18 protein-coding genes are annotated in these 23,329 nt (G+C 39.0%); 11 read left to right on the forward strand and 7 right to left on the reverse strand.

Going from position 1 to position 23,329, the window contains the following annotated elements:
* Window positions 1-7: 7 nt before the first annotated feature.
* Together UABAM_RS28235 and UABAM_RS28240 are read left to right on the forward strand one after the other, a co-directional pair.
* Entirely contained in the window at window positions 8-1,429 is a 1,422-nt protein-coding gene (locus UABAM_RS28235) for an MBOAT family O-acyltransferase (protein ID WP_151971338.1), read from the forward strand.
* A complete protein-coding gene (locus UABAM_RS28240) occupies window positions 1,398-2,297 on the forward strand; it encodes a hypothetical protein (RefSeq protein WP_151971339.1) in 900 nt (299 codons plus the stop codon). The genes UABAM_RS28235 and UABAM_RS28240 overlap by 32 nt, the downstream gene beginning before the upstream one ends.
* Window positions 2,298-2,300: 3 nt before the next feature.
* On the opposite strand, the gene UABAM_RS28245 is transcribed toward UABAM_RS28240, so the two are convergent.
* Genes UABAM_RS28245 through glgB form a run of 3 tightly spaced genes read right to left on the reverse strand, consistent with a single transcriptional unit; the run spans window position 2,301 to window position 6,767 of the window.
* Window positions 2,301-3,137 (reverse strand): sulfurtransferase, encoded by an 837-nt coding sequence (locus UABAM_RS28245; protein ID WP_229759319.1) that lies wholly within the window; start codon window positions 3,135-3,137, stop codon window positions 2,301-2,303.
* Window positions 3,130-4,071 carry an alpha/beta fold hydrolase gene (locus tag UABAM_RS28250; protein ID WP_151971340.1) on the reverse strand — a complete coding sequence of 314 codons (942 nt, stop codon included), beginning with the start codon at window positions 4,069-4,071 and terminating at the stop codon, window positions 3,130-3,132. The genes UABAM_RS28245 and UABAM_RS28250 overlap by 8 nt, the downstream gene beginning before the upstream one ends.
* An 11-nt stretch (window positions 4,072-4,082) precedes the next feature.
* A complete protein-coding gene (glgB, locus tag UABAM_RS28255; protein ID WP_151971341.1) occupies window positions 4,083-6,767 on the reverse strand; it encodes a 1,4-alpha-glucan branching protein GlgB in 2,685 nt (894 codons plus the stop codon).
* Window positions 6,768-7,085: 318 nt separating this feature from the next.
* Here glgB and UABAM_RS28260 point away from each other — a divergent pair, with 318 nt between their 5' ends.
* From UABAM_RS28260 to UABAM_RS28280, 5 genes are all read left to right on the forward strand, one after another.
* A complete protein-coding gene (locus UABAM_RS28260) occupies window positions 7,086-7,931 on the forward strand; it encodes an LEA type 2 family protein (protein WP_151971342.1) in 846 nt (281 codons plus the stop codon).
* A gap of 10 nt (window positions 7,932-7,941) precedes the next feature.
* A complete protein-coding gene (locus UABAM_RS28265; RefSeq protein WP_173013623.1) occupies window positions 7,942-8,859 on the forward strand; it encodes a metallophosphoesterase in 918 nt (305 codons plus the stop codon).
* Window positions 8,856-9,716, forward strand: a complete 861-nt coding sequence (locus tag UABAM_RS28270; protein WP_151971344.1) for a DUF1684 domain-containing protein — start codon at window positions 8,856-8,858, stop codon at window positions 9,714-9,716. Before UABAM_RS28265 ends, UABAM_RS28270 begins: the two co-directional genes overlap by 4 nt.
* A 249-nt stretch (window positions 9,717-9,965) precedes the next feature.
* Complete coding sequence (gene hemC / locus UABAM_RS28275; RefSeq protein ID WP_151971345.1) at window positions 9,966-10,880, forward strand: hydroxymethylbilane synthase; 915 nt, start codon at window positions 9,966-9,968, stop codon at window positions 10,878-10,880.
* 1 nt (window position 10,881) lies between these two features.
* Window positions 10,882-11,610: a glycosyltransferase family 2 protein gene (locus UABAM_RS28280; protein ID WP_151971346.1), complete on the forward strand. Its 729-nt coding sequence runs from the start codon at window positions 10,882-10,884 to the stop codon at window positions 11,608-11,610.
* Window positions 11,611-11,735: 125 nt separating this feature from the next.
* Here the strand turns inward: UABAM_RS28280 and UABAM_RS28285 are convergent, their stop codons facing one another.
* The gene (locus UABAM_RS28285; protein WP_173013624.1) at window positions 11,736-12,329 is read right to left on the reverse strand and encodes a pyridoxamine 5'-phosphate oxidase family protein; all 594 of its coding nucleotides are present in this window, start codon (window positions 12,327-12,329) and stop codon (window positions 11,736-11,738) included.
* A 182-nt stretch (window positions 12,330-12,511) separates the two neighbouring features.
* Window positions 12,512-13,522 carry a hypothetical protein gene (locus UABAM_RS28290; RefSeq protein ID WP_151971348.1) on the reverse strand — a complete coding sequence of 337 codons (1,011 nt, stop codon included), beginning with the start codon at window positions 13,520-13,522 and terminating at the stop codon, window positions 12,512-12,514.
* A 527-nt stretch (window positions 13,523-14,049) separates the two neighbouring features.
* Between UABAM_RS28290 and iscB the strand changes: the two genes are divergently transcribed.
* Window positions 14,050-15,450 (forward strand): RNA-guided endonuclease IscB, encoded by a 1,401-nt coding sequence (iscB, locus tag UABAM_RS28295; protein ID WP_151971349.1) that lies wholly within the window; start codon window positions 14,050-14,052, stop codon window positions 15,448-15,450.
* 135 nt (window positions 15,451-15,585) lie between these two features.
* Complete coding sequence (locus tag UABAM_RS28300; RefSeq protein ID WP_151971350.1) at window positions 15,586-17,412, forward strand: serine/threonine protein kinase; 1,827 nt, start codon at window positions 15,586-15,588, stop codon at window positions 17,410-17,412.
* Window positions 17,413-17,463: 51 nt separating this feature from the next.
* Here the strand turns inward: UABAM_RS28300 and UABAM_RS28305 are convergent, their stop codons facing one another.
* Window positions 17,464-18,195, reverse strand: a complete 732-nt coding sequence (locus tag UABAM_RS28305; protein ID WP_151971351.1) for a Bax inhibitor-1/YccA family protein — start codon at window positions 18,193-18,195, stop codon at window positions 17,464-17,466.
* Window positions 18,196-18,493: 298 nt separating this feature from the next.
* Between UABAM_RS28305 and UABAM_RS28310 the strand changes: the two genes are divergently transcribed.
* Window positions 18,494-19,219 (forward strand): sulfite exporter TauE/SafE family protein, encoded by a 726-nt coding sequence (locus UABAM_RS28310; protein ID WP_151971352.1) that lies wholly within the window; start codon window positions 18,494-18,496, stop codon window positions 19,217-19,219.
* A gap of 98 nt (window positions 19,220-19,317) precedes the next feature.
* Here UABAM_RS28310 and UABAM_RS28315 read toward each other — a convergent pair whose 3' ends face one another.
* A complete protein-coding gene (locus UABAM_RS28315; RefSeq protein WP_151971353.1) occupies window positions 19,318-20,721 on the reverse strand; it encodes a DUF4153 domain-containing protein in 1,404 nt (467 codons plus the stop codon).
* 207 nt (window positions 20,722-20,928) lie between these two features.
* Here UABAM_RS28315 and UABAM_RS28320 point away from each other — a divergent pair, with 207 nt between their 5' ends.
* Window positions 20,929-23,283 (forward strand): WD40/YVTN/BNR-like repeat-containing protein, encoded by a 2,355-nt coding sequence (locus UABAM_RS28320; RefSeq protein ID WP_151971354.1) that lies wholly within the window; start codon window positions 20,929-20,931, stop codon window positions 23,281-23,283.
* Window positions 23,284-23,329: the final 46 nt, after the last annotated feature.

Genomic DNA, 23,329 nt, shown 5'->3' on the forward strand with positions numbered 1-23,329 from the left:
AAATACAATGCTTTTTAATAGCATCGCCTTTCTCTTTTTTGCGTTTATTTTTACCACTATTTACTTTTATCTTCGTGGACAATATCGCTTGTTGTGGATTTTACTTTGCAGCTATGTTTTCTACGGCTGGTGGGATTATCGTTTTCTTATTCTAATCGCTTTTTCCACCGCCGTCGATTTTTTTATTGCCCAATATTTGCATCGCGAATCTACTGTGCGGAAAAGACGTCTGTTACTCGTCGTAAGTGTATGTACCAACCTAGCAGTGCTCGGTTTCTTTAAGTATTGCAATTTCTTTATCGACTCATTTTCACTTATATTAATACATGTATTTGGCGAAAACACCCACTTGCAAACTCTAGATATTATCCTACCTGTGGGAATATCATTCTATACATTTCAATCCATGAGCTATACCATTGACGTTTATCGCAACAAAATTCTCCCCGAAAAAAACGCGATTATGTTTGCCTCTTATATCGCTTTTTTTCCACAACTCGTCGCAGGACCTATTGTCAGAGCGCGACAACTTTTACCACAGTTCCATCAAGATCAAAAGTTCAATTGGAACCAGTTCACACTGGGTTTTGCGCAAGTTCTCGTTGGCTATTTCAAAAAAATCGTTGTCGCCGATTCGTTGGTCATTGTCATCGACCAAGTATTTACGGCTCCTAACAACTTCAATGCCCTGAACATAACATTGGGTGTTGTTTTATACTCTTTTCAAATTTATTGCGATTTTTCGGGATATTCGGACATCGCCATCGGCTTTGCAAGGATGTTGGGATTTGAGTTTCCCGTAAACTTTCGCATGCCGTACTTTTCGCGAAATTTTAGTGAGTTCTGGACACGCTGGCACATTTCGTTATCGAGTTGGTTACGAGACTATGTATATATCCCTCTTGGAGGAAATCGCAATGGCCGCATAAACACGTATAAAAATTTACTCATTACGATGCTTTTAGGTGGTTTGTGGCATGGAGCGAATTGGAAATTTGTATTTTGGGGTTTCCTACACGGGTTATACTTAATTTTGCAACGTATGGCATCTCCCTTGTATCAGAGAGTGAATCGCTATTTACCGCACATTGTTCAAATAGCCCTAGCAATGACAACGACATACATTCTCACATGTGCCGCCTGGATTTTTTTCCGCAGTGAATCTTTCACCAAGGCCCTAGAAATTTTTCATCTCATCTTTACAGGTGACTGGTCATTACACAATCTTAAAAATAAATTTCCGCTGGTGAAGAGTATATTTGTTATCTTATTGTTACTTACATGCGAAATCGCGCACTGTAAATGGAATTTCACCAACGTAATACTTCACCATCCACGACTACGTATATTTATTTTTGCAACTATTTTATGGACGATCGCTTTACTAGGTACTTTCAATGAAACAGCGTTTATTTACTTTCAATTTTAATAATCCCAAAGTTTGGACTTTGCTATTTGTCACCGTGGTGTTCGTGGGAGATCGAATTATCGGCGAAGTTCTTAAATACACCGTACAAAAAAGTCAATTTCGCTACTCGCGACTTTACGGAAAGACCGCCCACAGTAAGTATATACTCATCGGAAATTCACGAGGCTTGGTATTTCACTCCCCCACAATCGCACAGAAGACAAAACAAAAAGTCATCAACCTCAGTTACAATTCAATGCCAACAGAACTGGCTTGCGCTCTCATAAGAGACTACCTTGAGATCTATCCGGCTCCCAAATACATCCTGTGGGAAATTACCATGCTCAACTACAATAGCAAAAAATTAATCGCCAACTTTACCCCGTACCAATCTTCGCAAAACATTGGTCCCCTCGTCGCACAAAAATATCCCAAATTGTACTGGTGGTGTAATTTTTCACATATATACCGTTACCGAGGAGAGGTTTTTTTACGTGTACTTTACTACATGTTCAAAAATGACCAAAATTGGGTACTGCACCAAGAAGGCAACATTCAACAAATCAAAAAAAGTATTGCACAAATAGAAAGTGTTACTTTTAGAGCCGACAACAAGGATCTGGAAAAAATCAAAGAGCTGGCTTTGTTTGCCAAAAGCAAAAATTGCGAGATAAAATTGATGATACAGCCACTCTTCCCCGATTTTGTACCCAAAGTAAAAAATCTTCAAATGTGGAAGGAAAAAATTACCCAAAGAACCGGCTTGAAAATCTACGATTATTCCCAAGCCCAGTTCCCTGAGAACTACTTTGTTGATCGTGTACACCTTAACAAAAAAGGTGCCAAGGCATATTCACAACTTCTGTACAACGATGGTATTTTTAAGTAATTGTTATTCTGTGGCGATAGGAAGTTCCGTATTGCGGCACCATTCGCTCCAAGAACCAAGGAACAATTTTGCTCCGCATTTACCAAGGTGCTCCATGGCCAATAAATTGCGGCAAGCCGTTACGCCTGATCCGCAATAAAATATAGTTTTTTCTGGCACAGAGTCGACCAACACTTCCTCAAGTTGCTTTTGTAGTTGTTCATTATCAATAAACAACTTTTGCGCATTTACATTGCACTCATGGCAATAGTTTACAGCACCCGGTATGTGACCAGCGACAGGATCAATCGGCTCTTCACGACCGCAAAATCGTACATGCGACCGGGAATCAATCACGCGATACTCCGGAGAATTATATATTTCTTTCATCGTATCAAAAGAAATCAGCATATCTTCACGAAGCTTTTCCACAAAATCCACAGAAGTATTTTCGCAAACCCCGTGTTGTATGGGATACTCTTTTTGTCGCCACGCATCCCATCCTCCGTTCAACACAGCCACTTTTTCATGACCAAAATAACGCAACATCCACCACAAACGAGAAGCAATGGCTCCACCATTGTCATCGTAAACCACAACTTGCTTATCGCCATTGATTCCCCAATGACCGAGCTTCGCCCCAAAATTTTCAGGAAGCGGATGTCGTCCACTACGCGGCGAAGTTTTCCCCGACAAATCTTTGTCTAAATGCGCATAAACCGCATCGGGAATGTGGGCTTCTAAGTAATCATCATAACCTGCACTTGGGTTTTTCAAAGAAAAACGACAGTCGACAACAACCCACGAGTCCTTTGCGTAGCTTTCGCGCAATTCTTGTGCACTCATCAATGTCTTAAACACTTTGTGTCCCATCTAAACTACAGACAAACTCCTTGAATATCGCACTCACCTTACCAGGACACTCAAGATTCAAACAATGACCGGCCTTTTCAATCACGCGTAACTGAGAATTTTTGATATTCTTGTGGTACTCTTGTCCAATAATATCGTGAGGAAAAAGTCCATCATACTCTCCCCATAAAATCAAGGTGGGAACAGAAATTTCTTTTAAGCGATGATTTAAAACCGTTTGAGGAATTTCCTGTAAATCGGCATCCATATCACCGATGAGATCATACATTATTTTGTTGTACCACTCGCGGTTCTCTGCATAACGTTTATAGACAAAATGTTTGACTGATCCAGGCATAAAAGGCTTTTTGTGAAAATTCGTACTCAAAAATTCACGAAAGTCTTTTTTATTCTCAATCGAAAATAAATTGTATCCATCCGCGAGATCTTTATAAAAGCCCACGAGCGGCAAAGTAATCACTCCACCGCCACACATAATAGTAAGAGAGCGTACGTGTTCGGCACGATCACTACACATCTGAGTAGCAATCGCCCCTCCCATCGAGTGACCAATCAGATGATAACTGCGTCCCACGACTTCATCTACAAAACGTTCCATCCACTTACTGTACTGATCAATGTCGTAACGAAAATCATCATGCTGTTCATTTTCACCAAATCCCGGCATGTCCGGTATAATCAGATGGTAGTCTTTCATCAACCTTTGTGCAATATGTAGAAAACCATCCTTACTATCGGAAAATCCATGGAAAATAACAACGGTATTGTCTCGAGGCTCTCCCACCTCCAGGTACTTTATCTTTACGCCAATGTCCGCTTCTTTTACAGCTGCGTTTATATTTGTTCTTCTTCGGCGAACATCTAATTCATATAGAGATTTTCCCATAGACCAATACACATTAGAAAAAAATTTACGCGGCATTCACATTCTCCTCAAGACTTATTTTTTTTATTTCTCTTATTTTTTCTATTTTTTTTCTTTTTACCTTGAGAGCTAGATCCCTTTTTTGGATCAGATTTCATTTTGGTGTTCGTTTTGGTGTCAGACTCAACTTTGGTGTCAGACTCAACTTTGGTGTCAGACTCAACTTTGGTGTCAGACTCAACTTTGGTGTCAGACTCAACTTTGGTGTCAGACTCAACTTTAGTGTCAGACTCAACTTTGGTGTCAGACTCAACTTTAGTGTCAGACTCAACTTTGGTGTCAGACTCAACTTTGGTGTCAGACTCAACTTTAGTGTCAGACTCAACTTTGGTGTCAGACTCAACTTTGGTGTCAGACTCAACTTTGGTGTCAGACTCAACTTTGGTGTCAGACTCAACTTTGGTGTCAGACTCAACTTTGGTGTCAGACTTAGCTTTGGGTTCAGCTTCAGGACCAGACTCAGCAGCAATTTTTGCCAATTTAGACATGCGTTCTTCAAATTTATCCCAGTCAACTTTAACTTCAAACACCAGCATTCCTAAGGCTGGTAAGTTGAGTTGCAGCGTGTACGGCATGTTGTACTTGGGTATATCTTCCACAGAAGCCTTGCCCATGTTGCCAATATTTTCACCGCCATAGACGCTTGCATCGCTGTTGAAAATTTCAATATATTCACCAAAATACGGTACACCTAGTAGGTAATTAAATCTGGCGACAGGAGTAAAGTTGAATACAAACAATAGTACCTGCTTTCCGTGTTTGCGGAAGAAAGATAACGTGCTAAATTCAGTGTCTTTGTAATCGCACCATTCAAAGCCATTGCCGTCAAAATCTGTTTTGAATAGGCATTCGTACGACTTGTAAAAATTGTTGAGGTCTTTTACATATGTTTGTATTTGGCGATGAGAATCGTATTCTAGTAAATTCCAGTCCAGGGCTTTGTCGTGGTTCCATTCTTGCCATTGCCCAAATTCTCCGCCCATAAATAGCATTTTCTTTCCGGGATGCCCGTACATAAAACCATAGAGTAAACGTAAATTGGCAAATTTTTGTTGGTAGTCACCAAACATCTTATCGAGGAGTGATTTTTTGCCATGTACTACTTCATCGTGAGAAAGAACTAGCACAAAGTTTTCGTTGAAGGCATACCATAAACAGAACGGAAAAATAGAGTGGTTGTATTTTCGGTAAATGGGGTCTGTTGACATGTATTTTAGAATATCATTCATCCAACCCATATTCCACTTCATATCAAACCCCAAGCCTCCCACTTGAGTGGAGCGTGTTACCCCGGGCCATGTTGTGGATTCTTCCGCAATCACCACAGCACCTTTATAATTTTCCAAAACTTGTGCATTCAAATCGCGAACAAAGCTCACTGCTTCTAGATTTTCATGCCCACCGTGTTTATTGGGAACCCACATCCCATCGGGTTTGGAATAGTTTAGGTGTAGCATAGAAGCCACAGCATCCACGCGCAAGCCATCGAGGTGGTATTTGTCTAGCCAAAATAAGGCACTGGATATGAGAAAATTCTTTACTTCGTAGCGTCCGTAATTGTAAATGTAGGTTTTCCAGTCCAAGTGCTCTCTTTGTCGTGGGTCCTTGTGTTCATAGAGATGCGTGCCATCAAAAAAGCACAAGCCGTGTGTATCTGTAGGAAAGTGCGCCGGAACCCAATCTAGGATTACTCCAATGTCGTTTTGATGGCAGTAATCGACAAAAAAGCGAAAGTCGTCGGGTTCTCCATAGCGACTTGTTGGTGCGAAATATCCGATTGTCTGATATCCCCAAGAGCCATAAAAAGGATGTTCTAAAACAGGGAGAAGTTCAATATGGGTATACCCCATCTCTTTGACATATGATACAAGAGGCTCTGCTAGCTCTCTATATGTATAAAAATCGTTATTTTCTTTACGACGCCACGATCCTAGATGAACTTCGTAAATGGACATGGGCTTGTCATATTGTTGTTTTTGCGCACGTTCTTCCATCCACTGTTGATCATTCCATTGGTATTTTTTTAGATCGTAGACAATTGACGCGGTGTTTGGACTTAATTCTGCGTAAAATCCGTACGGATCTGTTTTGTCAAAATAGCCACCTTGCATCGTGTAGACACGGAATTTGTAGAGTTCACCTACATCGACCCCAGGAACAAATATCTGCCAAATACCCGATTGTTTTAGCGCTCCCATCATATGTATCTTGGCATTCCATTTGTTAAAATTACCCACAACACTTACCGAAACAGCGTTAGGAGCCCATACACTAAAATATGTTCCGCGTACACCATTAATTTCAATGGGGTGAGCACCTAATTTTTCATATGTTTTATAGTGTGTGCCTTCTTGGATAAGGTGCAAATCAAAATCCGTCAATTCGGGAGAAAAACTATACGAATCATAGAATTCATCACGCGAATCATCCTGCTGTATTATTTCAATTTTATACGCGCAGATTTTTTTCTGTTTTTCGATAACGACCTGAAAAAAGCCATCGTCATGTATCTTTTTCATTGGATATTTTTTCTTCGTATCCAATACGACAATGGTCGCTTTTTTTGCCTGCGGTAAGAATGAATTAATGGTTAATTTGTTGTTTTTACTGTCTAATTTGGGACCCAAAACAGCAAAAGGATTTTGATGTTTATGGTCAACAATAGCATTTAACGTTTTTACATCTATCAACATTATTTACACCTCGTAATTTAGTTTCCAATGCCCACTTTGGTAACAACGAACATCACATCTACATGATATTGAAATCCACAGTAGATATATTTGATTTTCCCATCAAGATATAACATCACGTTGTCAAATATATTTATGATAACACGCCATATGGCAAAAACAAAATTTCGTAGCAATTGTAACATTTTATTTTGTTCATATCTTTAAGTTGTGCTATTATGTAGAAGTCTATAATAACAAAACTTTCCGCAATTATATGTATCATTTATTTAATCGTTATCAACAATAAAAAAAGAAATCTAATGGAAGGACTACTCAATGCATTTCAAAATATGGCCCATTCTCATCTTATCAACAATGCTGCTCTCATGCTCGGCATTACAATCTATTTTGGAATCAGCGCCTAAGCCAGGTGCGAGCATTGTCGATGTTAAGTTAAACGGTTTAGATTTACAGCAGGTAAATCTCACATTCGATATCGATATTTCAAATCCCTATAGCGTACCTCTTCCATTAACTAATTTAAGTTACGCTTTAGCAACAAACGGCAAAAACTTTTTATCTGGTAATGCGCAAGATCTACAAGGATCTATTCCCGCAAATGGAAATCAAGTCATCCAACTACCAGTATCTGTCAAATTCTTAGAAACATTAAACGTATTATCTAATTTCAAACCTGGTTCGGTAATTCCCTACACAGCCAAAATGGATTTATCCGTAGATGCTCCAGGTGTAGGACCTTTATCTCTACCCCTAAAAAAAGAATCAGAATTACCTATTCCTACGGCTCCAGACGTTAGCGTACAAAGTATTGATTGGCAAGATATTAGTTTTGCGGAATCCACAGCTGTTTTGAATTTGCGCGTTAAAAACAACAACGAGTTTCCTTTGGACTTGAATAAACTCAACTACGCCCTAAAACTTTCGGGAACTTCTGTAGTGTCAAACAGCATTGAGAAAGCAACATCGTTTGCCAAAGGTCAGGAAAATACAGTGAAAATCCCCATTTCAGTTTCACCTGCGAATTTAGGATTTGCACTATTTAATATGTTAAAAGGCTCTGGCTCTTCCTATGGTTTTGAAGGTGCGATGGATGTACAAACACCTTTTGGGCCTCTTAATTTGCCATTATCCGGCAGCGGTGACACCAAATTTAACCACTAGGGGGGAATCGATGAATACCCGTGATTTTATCAAATTGAAAGAAGCTTACGCCGCAACTATTGAGGGCAATAAGCAAGATAAATATCGAACAGGTAATTTAATTGAACTACCTGCAAAAGGCGATGTGGTTATTATGGGAGATCTACACGGAAACCGTGAAAACTTTGGAAAAGTGGTAAACGCTGTAGATCTTGGAAATCATCCACGCCGACATCTTATCATACAAGAAGCAACACATACTTGCGAAGTAGGAGAAGACCATAGTTATCGTTTGCACGAAGATATCGCATATCTAAAAAGTAAATATCCCCATCAGGTGCACATTATTCTCGGCAACCATGAGCTCTCGGAACTCACGGGAAAAGAAATACTCAAAGGCGGAATTTGCTATAACATATTATTTCGTCAGGCAATGAAAGAAGCTTATGGAGAATACTACCCACAAATTTTAGAGCTATTTAACGAGTACATTCGTACGATGCCCATAGCATGCAATACAAAAAATGGCATTTTTATTTCACACTCAACTCCGCCAGGCAAATACCTGAGCCACTATTCTCTAGAATTTTTCAAAAAAGGTACGGGTAACAAAGAAAAAGATGATGCAATGATTGAGAAAGTGGTGTGGGGCAGAGACCTCTCTCAAGAATCAGCAGATCGTTTTGCAAGACGTGTAAAAAGCGAAATTCTCATTGTGGGTCATACCGCATGTAAAAGAGGGTACCAGCTACCCAATACGCGGCATATTGTCCTTGATAGTAAAGGATTGTTTGGAACATCTTTGCACTTTCAGTTACATAAAGAATATACGCAAAAATCTCTTGTGAAAAAAGGCCTACAATTTATCAACAAAAAGGCTGTAAAAAACGCCATCGCAAAAATGAAAGAAGAGAAAAAAGAAAGAAAAGCGAGGAAATCTGCCAAATGAAAATCATGTGCACAATTGTCTTTTTCTGCTTTTCACTGATCTATGCAGATAGTTACTTAACAGAAATACAAGCCTGGCAACAACAACGCATTCGTTCGTTGAAAAAAAATTGGCTTAGTTTAGTTGATTTACACTGGATGAACAAAGAAAACACGACAATCGGCAGTGGAAGTGACTGCGATATTATTGTTTCTCAAAAACGTTTTCCAGCACTTATTGGCACTTTTGTGCGCAAGGGCGATTCGGTATTTTTTACTCCACACGCAAAAAATGTCACCTGTGATAAAGAAAACATCACCACAACAACAAAAGTTTTTCAAAACGACCAAACAGGAAATCTCGCGTACAAATCTTTATCGTGGTTTGTTATTTCACGTAGTGGAAAATTAGCGATTCGCGTACGTGATTACGAAAATGAAGATGTGGCCAAACTCAAAAAACTACCTCGTTTTGCCACAAATTTGCAATGGAAAGTCACCGCGAAATTTCTCCCTTACACACCACCTAAAAAAATTGAAATTGTCAATGTACTAGGTATGGCCAGTGAAGACGAAGTGCCGGGAAAACTCGTTTTTGAAATTGCAGGCAAACAGCATAGTTTAGAGCCGGTAAAAAGCGGAGAGTCCTTGTTTATCATGTTCAAAGATACGACGACCGGTCATACAACTTACAGCGTTGGTCGCTATTTATATGCAAAATTTCCAGACGAAAACGGTAATGTGGTTATTGACTTCAATAAAGCGTACAATCCACCATGTGCATATACTCCTTATGCGACATGTCCGATGGCTCCGAAACAAAACCATCTTCCTATTGCAATTGAAGCAGGGGAAAAATACTCGCAAGAAGCACATTAGGGCGTGTAAAGCGTCCTAGAAGCAAATCTCCTTATTTTGTCGTTACTGACTGTCCACATCGATCAAAAACCTGAAAATATAGTGATCGCCGATGTTGGACTTGACATCAAAGACACATGGAAAATATACCTAAAAAACGTAAAATATTTGAATACAGATGTTAAAGTTAGAGTAGTACTTTTTGGTAATCATTAATATTAGTTACGAGCCTTCTTGATGTGAAGGCTTCTTTACAAAATAGAGAAAATAATGTTAGACAAAATCGTTCTAGGCACACGAGGAAGCAACCTCGCTTTATGGCAAGCCCATTTAATTCAATCACTTTTGCAGCAACAATATCCATCATCCACTGTAGAAATCAAAGTCATCAAGACCAAGGGAGATATGATTCAGAATAAACCCCTTCCAGAAATTGGCGGCAAAGGACTATTTACCCAAGAAATAGAAAACGAACTTCTAGCAGAAACAATCCACATCGCTGTTCATAGTTTAAAAGATTTGCCAAGTGAATTGCCAGAAGGACTTATTTTCGCGGGATCTCCTACGCGTGGGAATGTACGCGACGCATTTATTTCGACCAAATGGTCTTCTTTGGAAGAAGTTCCTAACGATGGATGTATCGCCACAGGCAGTCTTCGCCGCAAAACTTTAGTGCAGCAGCAAAAACCTCAGGTAAAATTTGTCGACTTGCGCGGTAGTATTGAAACAAGGCTGCGCAAATTAGATGACAATGGCTGGGACGGCATTATTATGGCACAAGCGGCCTTAGAACGTTTGGAAAAACAACAATTGGTGACCGAATCACTAGACCCGAAAGTATTTACACCTGCTGTCGGACAAGGGGCTGTAGGATTGGAAATTAAGGAAACGCGTGAAGATGTGGCAAAAGTGATCACCAGTATTGTTGACGCAGATACCATGTACGCTGTCACAGCAGAGAGAAGCTTCATGAGTACTCTCCAAGGTGGATGCTCTGTTCCTTTGGGTGCTTGGGCACAAATAGAGAATGAACAACTCACTCTCCATGGATTCGTAGGTAGTAAGACAGGAGATACCACTATTCGCGAGTGTATTTCCGGAGCAAAAAATAGTGCATGTGAGTTAGGGCAAAAACTCGCACAACAATTTATTAAACTTGGGGCAAAACAACTTTTGGCACAATAAGATGAGATATAAAAAACTTTCCATCGTTGTACCTATTTACAATGAAGAAAAAACGCTTGAGCAAATACTCGAAAAAATAGAGACTCTGCCACTAAATATAGAGAAAGAAATTATTTTAGTGAATGATGCCTCCACAGATAACACCGCGCAAATTCTACAAAAGTACGCAGAAAAAAATACGGTTTTGCACAACGAGAAAAACCTCGGGAAAAGCCAAACGGTGAAAAAAGGTATTTTGCACTCTTCTGGTGATTTGGTTGTCGTTCAAGACGCAGATCTAGAATACAATCCTCAAAATTGGCAGGAATTTTTGCCGTATTTTCAAGAGCACCAGTTTGATTTGGTTTACGGAAATCGCTTTGGCAAAAACAATAAAGTTATTTACTGGCAAAACTGGTTTGGCAATCGTTTCTTAAGCATTGTATCGTCGTTTTTTACATACATCCGTTCACGCATGGTGACAACAGATATGGAAGTCTGCTATAAAATGGCACGTGGTGATATTTTCCGTGAAATTGCCCAAACGATTGAGTCGAAATCTAATTTTGGTTTTGAGCCAGAAGTTACGGCCAAATTTTCGAAGTACCGCATACAAGGAAAAAAATTAAAGTTTAAACAAATCGCAATAGACTACACACCGCGCTCTGTTGCAGAAGGAAAGCACATGAAAGCTTTTTCCGATGGATTCAAGGCGCTATGGGAAATTTTTAAATTCAACTTGTGGCGTTAGATTATAGATGATGATAATTCCCTAACTTTGGAATTTCGTCCGTTCATTCATCTAAAATAAATCCGAGCTAGAAATTCTTATCGTAATTTTCTTTCGAAGAATTCCGGGCTCGGTTATTTTGAAAATCATAATTTAGTTGTATCAACAATCGGCTCACCACTTTGCAAACTCATGGGAATCACACCTGCCCATACCGACAGTTCATAATCTTCTTTATCATCAACAGGAGGTCCTGTTCGAATTTTAGCCACCGCTTCGTCAATACAGAAGCCAACAACCGTCGTGGCTTTTAGCTCTTTTTCATTCATCATGCGAATTTGGCCTGCACGCTGTGGTGTTATTTTATCGACAAAAACGCGCAAAACTCGGTCCTTTTCTTCCGCGGCTACCTCTATTCCTTGTCCATAAATATTCAGTGATCGATAATTCATCGAATGATGAAACGCCGCTCGTGCGAGAACCAAACCATCAATCAGTGTAATATTAATACACGCTGACTGCGTAAGTACGCGATGTATCATCCGACTTTTTGAGGCACCATGTATATACAGGTAGTTATCAATACGCCAATGCGCTGTAGGAATTACATGAACGCCATGCTCATCATTAAATCCCACCGAACAGACAAGAGCTTCATCTATGATGTCATACATCGTTTGTATATCGTAATTCGCTCTTTTAGGAACGCGCTTAATCGTGGTTCTTTGTGTTTTTTTCATAATAAACTCCATAAAAAATATTTATGCCAATACTGTAGGCTATTATTGGTGCTTTTAACAGATCCATTTTACATTTTTGAATAGAGCCATTTTATGTGTACACAAAAAAAGACTCATAGAGATTATATCTATGAGTCTTATCAAAACTTATTTTGTGAAAAGATAACGAGTCTTGTAACTTATTAGCCCACTTTGCCATCAAATTCGACATCATCTTTTTCTAGCTTCTTTTCTAACTTTTTTAATTTCTTGTCGATCGCTTCAATGGCATCGGAAACTTCATCCCACACATCTAACTTTGCTAATTTTTTAAAATCGGACTGATCGTCTTTTTTCAGTGACTTTTTCGCAAGCTTTTGAGCTTGTTTATCTGCTTTTTGTTTCACTTTCAACTTTTTGGAATATACTTTTAAAAGTTTCTCTGTATCTTTGCGTATTTCTTTCGTGTCTGCCTGTAGTTGCTTTTTAAATCCGGTGGCATAGGACCGGTTTTCTTTCATATAGGTTTGAATATTACTCTTCATTGGAGTGGCTTTTAAAATAGAGTATATGCTTGTATAACAACTATCTAACAATTTGTCTTTTGTGTTGAGCTTGACTTGGTCTAACAGTGAGTTGTCCCCTTCGGGAAATTCAAAATTATTTTGGTTCAGTGAATTCCAAACCTGCGATTGCTCAGAACTAAAGTTTAGGTCACCAGGAGTAACATATTTTGTGTAAATATCGCGAAGACTCATCCCTTGGCTGTCAACGATAAAGCGCATATTCTCCGAACGAAAAATTTTATCCGCACATTTTTCCATTGCCATTTTCATTACATCGGACGATTTTAGATAATCTTTGTATGTAGAAGGTATTGTAAATCTACCGTCCTCTAGTAGGTTTTCGATATTTTTTAGCAGCAAATCGATATTCTTGAGTTTTTTCTTATATTTTCGGAGAACTTTATACGCGATAACATCTTTTTTCTTAAAAGTAGAGACACCCATAGTTAAAAGTAGTTCGGATACTTTGTTGTCTATTTTTTCTTCACTTTTAACGTCTTCATCATTGAGGAGAGCTTTCGCAAGTTTACATGCTTTGTCATATTCTTTTTCTGCTTCCTCCATGTGTTTATTAAATATTTCGACAAACGTATCCGCGGATGCAAATGAAAAAACAACCAGTGTCAGTATGATAATAAATTTATTCATGTTATTTTCCTTAAATAAGCTATGTGACCTTTTTGTAATGATATGATCGTAAAACAAAATGCATGCCAAAATTAAAAAGGAAGTAACAAAAACTATCTAAGTCGTTCTATTTTAAACGATTAAATTTTTTTTTTGAAAATACAGAAATAAACAGCGTACACTAATACAGTATAGCTATTATCAACAATGATATTTTTTCGCAATTCATTTTATAAAAAGTATCAACCGCATCGTCAACTACCCCCACTTAGTACCGAACGGTACTTGAAGTGGGAGCTTGTAAGCTCAGTTGTTGACCAGCTTATATCAAGTGTAACAAACTTGATAAGCGTTAGAAACGAAAATATAGGTACTCTGGGGTGCTTCTCCAGCTCCAGACTCTACGGTTAGTAGTTAAACAGGTGTAGTGGGTTAAGCCAGTGCTACTAACATACAAAACCGTTTCATAACATTAGCGAGGAGACCTTTACCGGTTCTAAACCGAGAAACCAAAGTAATTTGGTACTTTACAAAGAAAGATAGCTTTGATGCAAAGAAGAGTGTTTGTACTCAGTAAAAATAGAAAACCTCTAATGCCATGCTCTCCAGCAAGGGCACGACAATTGTTAAAAGAAAGAAAAGCAAGTGTCTACAGACAAGAACCCTTTACCATCATTCTCAAAAAAAGAACACAGGGAGACTTACAAAAGGTGCAACTCAAGTTTGATCCAGGAAGCAAAATTACGGGAATGGCTCTTGTCGTATTTTTTCAAAAAGGTACAGTCGTTACTTGGGCAGCAGAACTAGAGCATCGCGGCGAAAAAATAGTCGATTTGCTAAGCAAAAGACGTGCAATTCGCCGTAGTCGTCGTAATCGTAAAACACGATATCGCCCACCAAGATTTTGTAATCGTACAAGAAAAAAAGAATGGATTGCACCTTCTTTAAAATCAAAAGTAGATAACATCTTTAATTGGACGAAAAAACTACTCACTTATACACCAATTGACAACTTGTGTGTAGAAACAAATCGTTTTGATACCCAGAAGCTACAAAATCCTGAGATTTCAGGCGTAATGTATCAACAAGGAACACTGTTTGGCTACGAAATTCGCGAATACCTACTTTACAAATGGAATCATCAATGCGCCTATTGCGATGCAAAAAATGTTGCTTTGGAGATAGATCACATTCATCCACGAAGTAAAGGCGGAAGTAATCGTGTATCTAATCTGACCATTAGTTGTCGTAAGTGCAACGAAAACAAAGGTAATGATGATATCCACGACTTTCTAAGCAAAGACAACAAAAGATTACAGAAAATTGTGTCTTATAGTAAAAAAACACTGCGCGATGCTGCAAGTATCAACACAACACGCTACGTCATCGGCAACCAGTTAAAGAAACTTGGTATGGATGTAGAATTTGCAAGTGGAGGAAAGACAAAAGCAAATCGTCGACACAACGGATTCAACAAACAACACTGGATTGATGCTGCCTGTGCAGGAGAGAGTGGAGAGAATGTAACTATTTCTCAAGACCTAGTACCTTTGGGTATTCAGTCTTTAGGTAGGGGCAGTAGGCAAATGTGTCGCGTGGATCAATTTGGATTTCCTCGTACAACAGCGAAAAGTCAAAAAAGGGTAAAAGACTTTCAGACGGGTGACATCGTAAAAGCCGTTGTGACAAAGGGTAAGAAAAAGGGGGTTTATATTGGTCGTGTTGCCGTAAGATCTAACGGATATTTCAATATCAAAACGAATAATTCTACAGTACAAGGTATTTCTTATCGTTATTGTCAGTTGATACAACAAGTTGATGGATATTTTTATTTCCAGAAAGGAGATGCGAGATTGAAAAAGCCATCGTGCTCATGCTTCGCGCATTCGCGTCCGAGTGGCGAGGATACCCCAACTTATAGAAGTCGGGGTATCCTCGCCATAAATTGATGAATATTATTATTTTTGTTGCTTTTTTCGTACATCTTGTACTATAATTTAAAAAAGATTAACTTTAACAGTTTATAATTTAATAATTTGTTTTCACTTCAATAATCGAAAAGTGTTGTTGGAGAGGGTAAATTCATGGAAGATATCTATGTAGAAGATTTTCGTATATTGAGAAAATTGGGTGAAGGTGGTATGGGAGAAGTCTTTCTTGCCTCGCATCCTGCGTTGGGAGAAATAGCTCTAAAAACAATCCAGGAAACACCAAACAATAACATTCGTAGATTTTTGCGTGAAGCCAAAATAACGGCTTCTCTAAATCATCAGAACATTGTACGCGTATATCAAATAGGTCAAGCAGAAGAGTACTTTTATATGGCGATGGAATATCTAGATGGCTTGACACTTGACAAAAGAATTCGCTACAGTGTTCTACCAGAAAATTTGGCGTGGGAGATTTGCCAACAAATATGTTGTGGATTACAGTTTGCTTGGGAAAAAAAAATTATTCACCGTGATATAAAGCCGGACAATATTTTTTTAACTGACACCGCAAAATTGATGGATTTTGGTATATCCAAATACTACGACGACCGAATACAACTAACACAGACCGGAGCCATTATGGGAACACCTCTCTATATTAGCCCCGAACAATCTGATGGTCAGTTGATAGACTGTCGCTCTGATATTTATTCCCTAGGCGTTACTATATACGAAGCCATTACCGGTGTTGTACCTTTTCATGGCAACGGTGTCATAGATATTATTTACAAACATCGCTTTGCCACACCAGAAAACCCTCAGGTTTACGTCCCTAGTTTATGTGAGGCTAGCAGTCAAATCATCGCAAAGATGTTACAAAAAGACCCTAATGACCGCTACCAAAAATACGAACATATCGTCGAAGATATCGAGTTGCTAAAGCAAAAAAAAGATTTAAAACACGCACCGCGACAAATACTAAAATTTTACAAGTCGCATTATGAGGCCAACACTCAAAATTTTACTTTGGAGTCCAGTGAAGAATCGCAAGCAACGGCACAAATATTTTTGGTCTCCGACAAGCGTTTAAAGAATGTTGATGTTGACTACACTTTAATAAAAAGTAAAGAGGCCATATCGCAAAAAGCACGTAATGAGGACATAATATTTATCGATGCGGAATTTTTGGGTTTAGAAGTGGTCAACTGGATTGACTATTTAAAACAACATCGCAGCGATTTGCATATCGTATTCCTAGTGAATAAAAACGAACACCTTGAAGAGCCCTTTGTCAGTAAAAATCAAATTGCAACTTTTATGAATCAAAAAAGAGCGTGGGATGTTTTTCAAGTGAAAGACTTATACATCGTAGATATACTACAGATGATACCTGATACACAACAAAGAGTTCTCCTAGAATTTTCTATTCTACAGAGAGATATCAAAATATCCATGCAAAAGGGTGTTATAAAATACGACAATTTAAAAATTAGCCTAAAAGATCGTCGTTTGCAAAGAACATTTCAGTCTTGTAGAGTTTATCGAACATGCGAAACGCAAAAAATGACACCGCAAAGTTCGCAACGCATTATTAAATTTCAAAACTCGTTGCAAGAAGCCATGAGCATAGAAGGTGCGCTTGCCGCGGCACTGGTGGATATGTCATCCACAAAAGTTATTGGCGATCTAGGAAATGCAAATTTTGATGTTCGTGCCGCAGCACTAGGCAACATAAAGGTCGTCCAAGCAAAGTATGAAGTGGTACAGCATTTAGAACTACAGGAGCAGATAGAGGATATCTTGATTACCTTGGACACGCAATACCATCTGATACGGACGTTTCGCAAAAACCCTAATATACTGTTGTATTTAGTTTTGGATAAATCTAAAATAAATCTTACCTTGGCGAGAAGACAATTGAAGATGATTGAAGGCGAATTGCAATTTCCAACGGCGAGCATTGAAGAGGCATTATATTGACGGGATAGAACAGTTAAGACCGGTGTGACTAGGTCTTAACTGTAAGAAAATTTAGCGACGTAGTTTGGATAAAAGGTGTAAAATCTCAATGTAAAGCCATACCAAAGTTACCAATAATCCAAAGGCAGCATACCACTCCATGTACTTAGGCGCCTGTTTTTCGACACCCTTCTCAATGAAATCGAAATCAAGAACCAAATTCAAAGCGGCGATAATCACAACAAAAACGCTAAAACCGATTCCAATTGGTCCTGTACTATGAATAAAGGGTATGTGCGTTCCTCCCACAAGTCTCATGAAAAAACTCGCCAAATATAAGAAACAAATCCCCCCCGTAGCCGAAACAACGCCCAGTTTGAAATTTTCCGTGGCGTTGATGAGATCTAATCGATATGCCAGTAGCAGTGTAAACAAAGTTCCAAATGTCAAAAACACCGCCTGAATCACAATTCCAGGAAACACAGACTCCATAATTGCCGAAAGAGCCCCAAGAGATAACCCCTCAGCAATAGCGTACAGAGGTGCGGTAACAGCGGATGATTCTTTTTTAATGATAGTAACAATTGCCAAAATCAAACTGGCGATTAAACCACCATAGAAATACGGCAAAACCGCTTGCTGGCCACTTTCCACAAACATCCGCCAAGTAATACTTGCCGATGCCACAACGAAAACAAGCAAAAAGAAAGTCTTGTTCGCTGTACCCGACAACGTCATTGCATCACTTGCGGTGTGATAGTTATCAAATGTTTTACTAGTTAAAGCTGGATTAGATGATCTCATTTTATTCTCCTTATGAGTTTATGTAACGGTAATAATAAGTACGGAGAAATACTATTTATGTTTGATTTTCATTTCAAGTAATTTTTCTTGTAAATTCGTTTACGGCGAGTATTATTTTAAATTCCCCTCAACATTTATCTTAAAAAAATCATCATTTTGATTGTCAGTTTCGACTCGAAACCGAACATATTTTTCGTTGAGTTTCGGTAAAAAAAGTGTTATGTAATAACCATTACCTAATTGCAAACACTACAACCCACAAAGACTTTTCTGATACTTATAAAAAAAGTGAGGCCTTATGATATCGACATTACTTGTGATTATTGCATTTTTAACTTCTTTCATTTCTGGAGTTATTGGAATGGGAGGGGGAACTATTTTACTTGCCGCGATGATACTTTCAGGTTTGGTTGTGGAGCATATTGTTCCGCTACATGGTATTGTTCAGTTATGTAGTAACGGTTCGCGTATTGTTTTTTTGTATCGTGAAGTAAATACTAAAATCTCTCTGTATTTTCTGTGCGGAATTCCGTTAGGTGGGTACGTTGGTTATTTACTTTTGCAAAAAATAGACAATCCTTCGTATTTGTTGTTGGGAATGGGTGCGTTATTACTTTATGTAGCATTAAAGCCCAAAAAACTTCCTGATTTACAACTTCCTGACATAGGCTTCTTTTTTCTGGGAGTGGTTGCGGCGGCGGTTGGCTGCTTGGTGGGAATTACCGGTCCCCTCGTTGCGCCGTTTTTTGTACGTAGTGATTGGGACAAAAAAACAATCATTGCCACAATGGGAGCCTGTCAAACAGGAGTGCATTTCATTAAGATTCCAGTTTTTATTTCCATTGCATTTCCGTACAGTGAGTACTTGTGGGTTTCCATATTCATGATCATAGCCGCTGTTTTAGGAAGCCGTGTGGGCGTTTATGTTTTGACAACCATGTACAAGGAGCGCTTTTTTATTATTGTACGAATCGCAATGTTATTGATCGCCATACGCGTTTTGTATAAGTTTTTTGTATTGTAAATCTTTTTTAGTAAAAAAGATTTACCCCGACCCGATCCCGATCCTATATATATTGATACCTATGCTGTTTAGGTATCAATATAATAAATCTAATTCATCTAACGAGAAATCGATGCATTAAAATAGCACCAGCTGCGCCAGTTTTGCATTTGTCGGTCTAATTTTTTTTGCAAGCGCTGTACTGCTTGGGCCGCTCCAGACACGTTTTTTTCTTTCGCTAGCATCCGCAGCGCGGGAAGACTCTCCACTCCTAAACTTTCAAGGTAATTGATGTCGACAAAAATCTCCGTATTTTCCATATTGTTTGCGTTGTAGTTGGCGATGTATGCATCGATATTGAAAAAAGCGCATATGTAAAACACACACAACACCGCGATAAAGTTGCTGTTAATCAACCACTTATTCGAATAATCTTTTACAATGCGAATTAAAATAAGCAATAAACCAACGGCCACGATTCCCATCCAAATGAGTGCTGCAATACGCCATCTCGTTAAGTGATACATTTCAATATATAAATCCAAACGAAGCAACGACGATATCACCAAAAATACATTTTGCGTTAGCCACATGTACACCCAAAAACGCGCGACACGCATACTCTCACTACGTTTTTTGCGAAATGTTATTAGCACAAACGCCGCAGCAAGAAGTACAGTGAAAACAAGAGGATAAGCTCCGCGATGTGCGTATGCAGCGTATGTCATTCCCTCAGGAAGTGCTCTTCCTCCCCATAGATAAATGATATCTAAAATGGTTTGTACCGCAAACACAATATTAAACATACGCAAACAGATCACGGTGGTTTGGGGAGTAAATATTTGTGACTGTGATTTATCCTGAGGTATTGGAGGTTCTACATCTTTGTGTATTTGTGTTTGAGTCTCTTCTCTTTTTGTACGTCGATCTTTGCTCAAACGCATGAACGACCACGAAGCAATGACAAATAGTAACCAAAATAGAAAACGTTCTTCCGATACGACTTCGATACGCGTCACATAAGTAATCCATTCCTCGATAATAGGATTTGCTAAACAAAACAACCCAACGAATACCGCACTTAACACCACTCCAATGAGCCATCCGAGAATATTGCGTTCTGGTAGTTTTTTTAGCCACTGCATGCATTCGGGAAGATCATCTAGTACACAAAAGATAAAAAACAATATGTTAAAAAACCACCCGCTTATCCAGTCCAACGCATTGTCTAGCCACCCTAATTTAATTGTCATCATAATACTACTGAGACTCAAAACACACAAGAGTACCGACCAGAAATTTGTGTGTATAACATTTGCCATCATTAACGTAATATTTATGAGTGCCAAAACAAGAATTTTCTTATTTTGAAAAAACTTTTCTTCACAAAAGGCTATACACACAAGAAGCATTAGATTGTATATAGATAGAGACACACCACCAAGAACTTGATCATAAAACAAAAAGTCAGCAACTGCGGTCAATAACATAACACACATAATTTGTTTTTGTGATTTAAACATACATTCTCCTTAAAAGTACTTTGTATTACAGAGTACTTTACAAAATAGGATTAAGCAAGTGTTTTTTCCTATTTTAAAAATCACAATGTTATTTTTGAGGTAACAGCATAAAGGTATTACGAAGATTTTCATTGCCTAAAAGAAGATTTTTTGCCATGATGAAATTTTCATACTACCGTAAAATTCATATATTTATGGAGCTCTTTTATGAGAACAATGTTTATTTTGCTGTTCGTTGCAGTATTCTCCATGATCAGTGCTCAGGAGCACTTTGAATGGATGTTGGATTTTGAGGAACAAAACCTCTATAAGATACAAGATCTTTCCAAGAATTATTTGCAAAAAATGCGTAGCTCAGAGCCAGGTAAAAAGACCAAGTCTACTGGTACGAAAATTCCTGGTTATAAACAATTTCAGCGCTGGGCATGGTTCATGGAAGACAGAGTTTACCCTTCTGGTGATTTGTTTAACACCATCGCCAAGAGTTGGTACGAATATCATGCCTACTTACAATCAGGAAACGTACGCACCAATGCATTTGGTGGTTCATGGACAGCGATTGGTCCATCTAGTTACAAACTAGGTATGTCTGGTTACAATGGTGGTTTAGGTCGCGTCAACTGCATTGCTTTTGACCACAAGGATAAAAGTATCGTATATATCGGTACACCAAGTGCTGGTTTGTGGAAACGTGATTCACGAGGAAGCTGGTCTTGCCTAACAGATGAACTACCCACCACGGGAATTTCCGGTATTGCTCTTGCAAATGAAGGCAACACGATGTTTGTTCTTACCGGTGATGGCGATGGTGGAAATACCAATTCCATTGGTGTTTTGAAATCTGCAGATCGCGGTAACTCTTGGGTAGATACCGGGCTTATGTGGGGAGTTAAGCAAAAAGTTCGCGGTTACAAACTAGCACAACATCCGCAAAACGATCAGTTACTCATCGCTGTCACGAGCGCTGGTTTATTTCGCAGCAACGATGCCGGAGAAAACTGGCAGCAAGTTGCCAAAGGAAATTTTCGCGACCTTGAGTTTCAACCAGGCGCATCACAAATGGCATATGCCGCGACGACAAATAAAATTTATCGTTCACAAGATAAAGGTGCCACATGGTCAGAGGTCAATAGTTCTTTTCCAGGAGGCACAAATCGCATTGCTTTGGCCGTTTCGCCAGCAGACAAAAATGTTGTCTATGCTTTGTTTGCCGGAAGTCGTGGCTATTTAGGACTATATCGCTCTACAGATAGTGGTGCGACTTTTCGCAAACGTTCATCTACTCCAAACTTGCTAGGATACAGCGAAGTAGGTAACGACACGAGTTCACAGTCTTGGTATGATTTAGCCTTAGCTGTTTCACCACAAAATGCTGACATCGTACACAGTGGTGGAGTAAATACTTGGCGTTCGGATGACGGTGGAAAAACGTGGAAAATCACATCTTACTGGGTTGAATCAAACACAAACTATGGTTACACCCACGCCGATATTCATGCACTAGAGTACAATGGCACAACACTCTACTGTGGTAGTGATGGTGGTATCTATGAATCTACGGATCGTGGCGAAAATTGGCAAAGTATTTCCGATGGTTTGCAAATCATGCAAATTTATAAAATTGCCGACACTCCTCAAGATCCTTATTTAATTTATGCCGGAGCCCAAGACAATGGTAGCAATCGTATTACAGGGTCTGAAGGAACCCATGTTTTTGGCGCTGATGGTGGTACATGCGCAATAGACCACCGAAACTCACAAAATGTCTACATCGCTACACAAAATGGTGGCATGTACAAATCGACAAATAACGGAGATTCTTTTCGCAGTGTAAAACCATCGAGTGCTGGTTCTGGTGCGTGGGTCACTCCCTATGTGATGCATCCACAAAATTCCCAAACGCTATTTGCTGGTTATACAGATGTATGGCGTACAACGAACGCCGCGGGCAGTTGGAAAAACATTTCCCAAGGACAAGTCGGTAGTGGTACCGCTCGTGCCATCGCCATATGTAAAGAAAATGCGAACTACATATACGTTGCCAAAACCACCAAAATTTACCGTAGTAGCAATGCGGGTAGTTCGTGGAGTAATATCACTAAAGACTTACCAACTGGAAGCGCACAAATCACCTCCATAGCTGTTAGTGATACAGATCCGAAACATTTGTGGATCACTTTTTCAGGCTATAGTGCTGCACATAAAATCTACCAAAGTAAAGATGCAGGAAATACCTGGAAGAATATGTCCAGTGGTCTGCCTAACTTACCAGTACATACTGCAGCTTCTGAACCAGGAGAAGAAAACGGTGTATATGTCGGAACCGACGTCGGAATCTACTATCGTAACAATACACTACAGAACTGGATACCATTTAGTAATGGATTGCCGAAAATTATTGTCAAAGATTTGCGTATACACGCACAAGCACGCAAACTTCGCGCAGGTACTTTTGGACGCGGTCTATGGGAATCTAATCTATATATTGATGCTCCGGTGACACGCAGTGAAGAAAAACAAACAATGACGCGTTATCAGGGAAGTATTGAAAAGCTCAAGTAACATATTTTAGAGCACTGTAAAAAATTACAGTGCTCAACTCAAAACC

Origin of the sequence: Candidatus Uabimicrobium amorphum, assembly GCF_009002475.1 — a bacterium.
Taxonomy (GTDB): Bacteria; Planctomycetota; Uabimicrobiia; order Uabimicrobiales; family Uabimicrobiaceae; genus Uabimicrobium; species Uabimicrobium amorphum.

Excerpts from the sequence above, each read along its gene's own strand:
- UABAM_RS28240 (WP_151971339.1), top strand. The coding sequence starts at position 1,398 with ATGAAACAGCGTTTATTTACTTTCAATTTTAATAATCCCAAAGTTTGG.
- UABAM_RS28320 (WP_151971354.1), top strand. The coding sequence starts at position 20,929 with ATGAGAACAATGTTTATTTTGCTGTTCGTTGCAGTATTCTCCATGATC.
- iscB (WP_151971349.1), top strand. The coding sequence starts at position 14,050 with ATGCAAAGAAGAGTGTTTGTACTCAGTAAAAATAGAAAACCTCTAATG.
- UABAM_RS28290 (WP_151971348.1), bottom strand. The coding sequence starts at position 13,522 with ATGAATAAATTTATTATCATACTGACACTGGTTGTTTTTTCATTTGCA.
- hemC (WP_151971345.1), top strand. The coding sequence starts at position 9,966 with ATGTTAGACAAAATCGTTCTAGGCACACGAGGAAGCAACCTCGCTTTA.
- UABAM_RS28285 (WP_173013624.1), bottom strand. The coding sequence starts at position 12,329 with ATGAAAAAAACACAAAGAACCACGATTAAGCGCGTTCCTAAAAGAGCG.
- UABAM_RS28260 (WP_151971342.1), top strand. The coding sequence starts at position 7,086 with ATGCATTTCAAAATATGGCCCATTCTCATCTTATCAACAATGCTGCTC.
- UABAM_RS28265 (WP_173013623.1), top strand. The coding sequence starts at position 7,942 with ATGAATACCCGTGATTTTATCAAATTGAAAGAAGCTTACGCCGCAACT.
- UABAM_RS28235 (WP_151971338.1), top strand. The coding sequence starts at position 8 with ATGCTTTTTAATAGCATCGCCTTTCTCTTTTTTGCGTTTATTTTTACC.
- UABAM_RS28310 (WP_151971352.1), top strand. The coding sequence starts at position 18,494 with ATGATATCGACATTACTTGTGATTATTGCATTTTTAACTTCTTTCATT.
- glgB (WP_151971341.1), bottom strand. The coding sequence starts at position 6,767 with ATGTTGATAGATGTAAAAACGTTAAATGCTATTGTTGACCATAAACAT.
- UABAM_RS28280 (WP_151971346.1), top strand. The coding sequence starts at position 10,882 with ATGAGATATAAAAAACTTTCCATCGTTGTACCTATTTACAATGAAGAA.
- UABAM_RS28300 (WP_151971350.1), top strand. The coding sequence starts at position 15,586 with ATGGAAGATATCTATGTAGAAGATTTTCGTATATTGAGAAAATTGGGT.
- UABAM_RS28250 (WP_151971340.1), bottom strand. The coding sequence starts at position 4,071 with ATGCCGCGTAAATTTTTTTCTAATGTGTATTGGTCTATGGGAAAATCT.
- UABAM_RS28305 (WP_151971351.1), bottom strand. The coding sequence starts at position 18,195 with ATGAGATCATCTAATCCAGCTTTAACTAGTAAAACATTTGATAACTAT.
- UABAM_RS28270 (WP_151971344.1), top strand. The coding sequence starts at position 8,856 with ATGAAAATCATGTGCACAATTGTCTTTTTCTGCTTTTCACTGATCTAT.
- UABAM_RS28315 (WP_151971353.1), bottom strand. The coding sequence starts at position 20,721 with ATGTTTAAATCACAAAAACAAATTATGTGTGTTATGTTATTGACCGCA.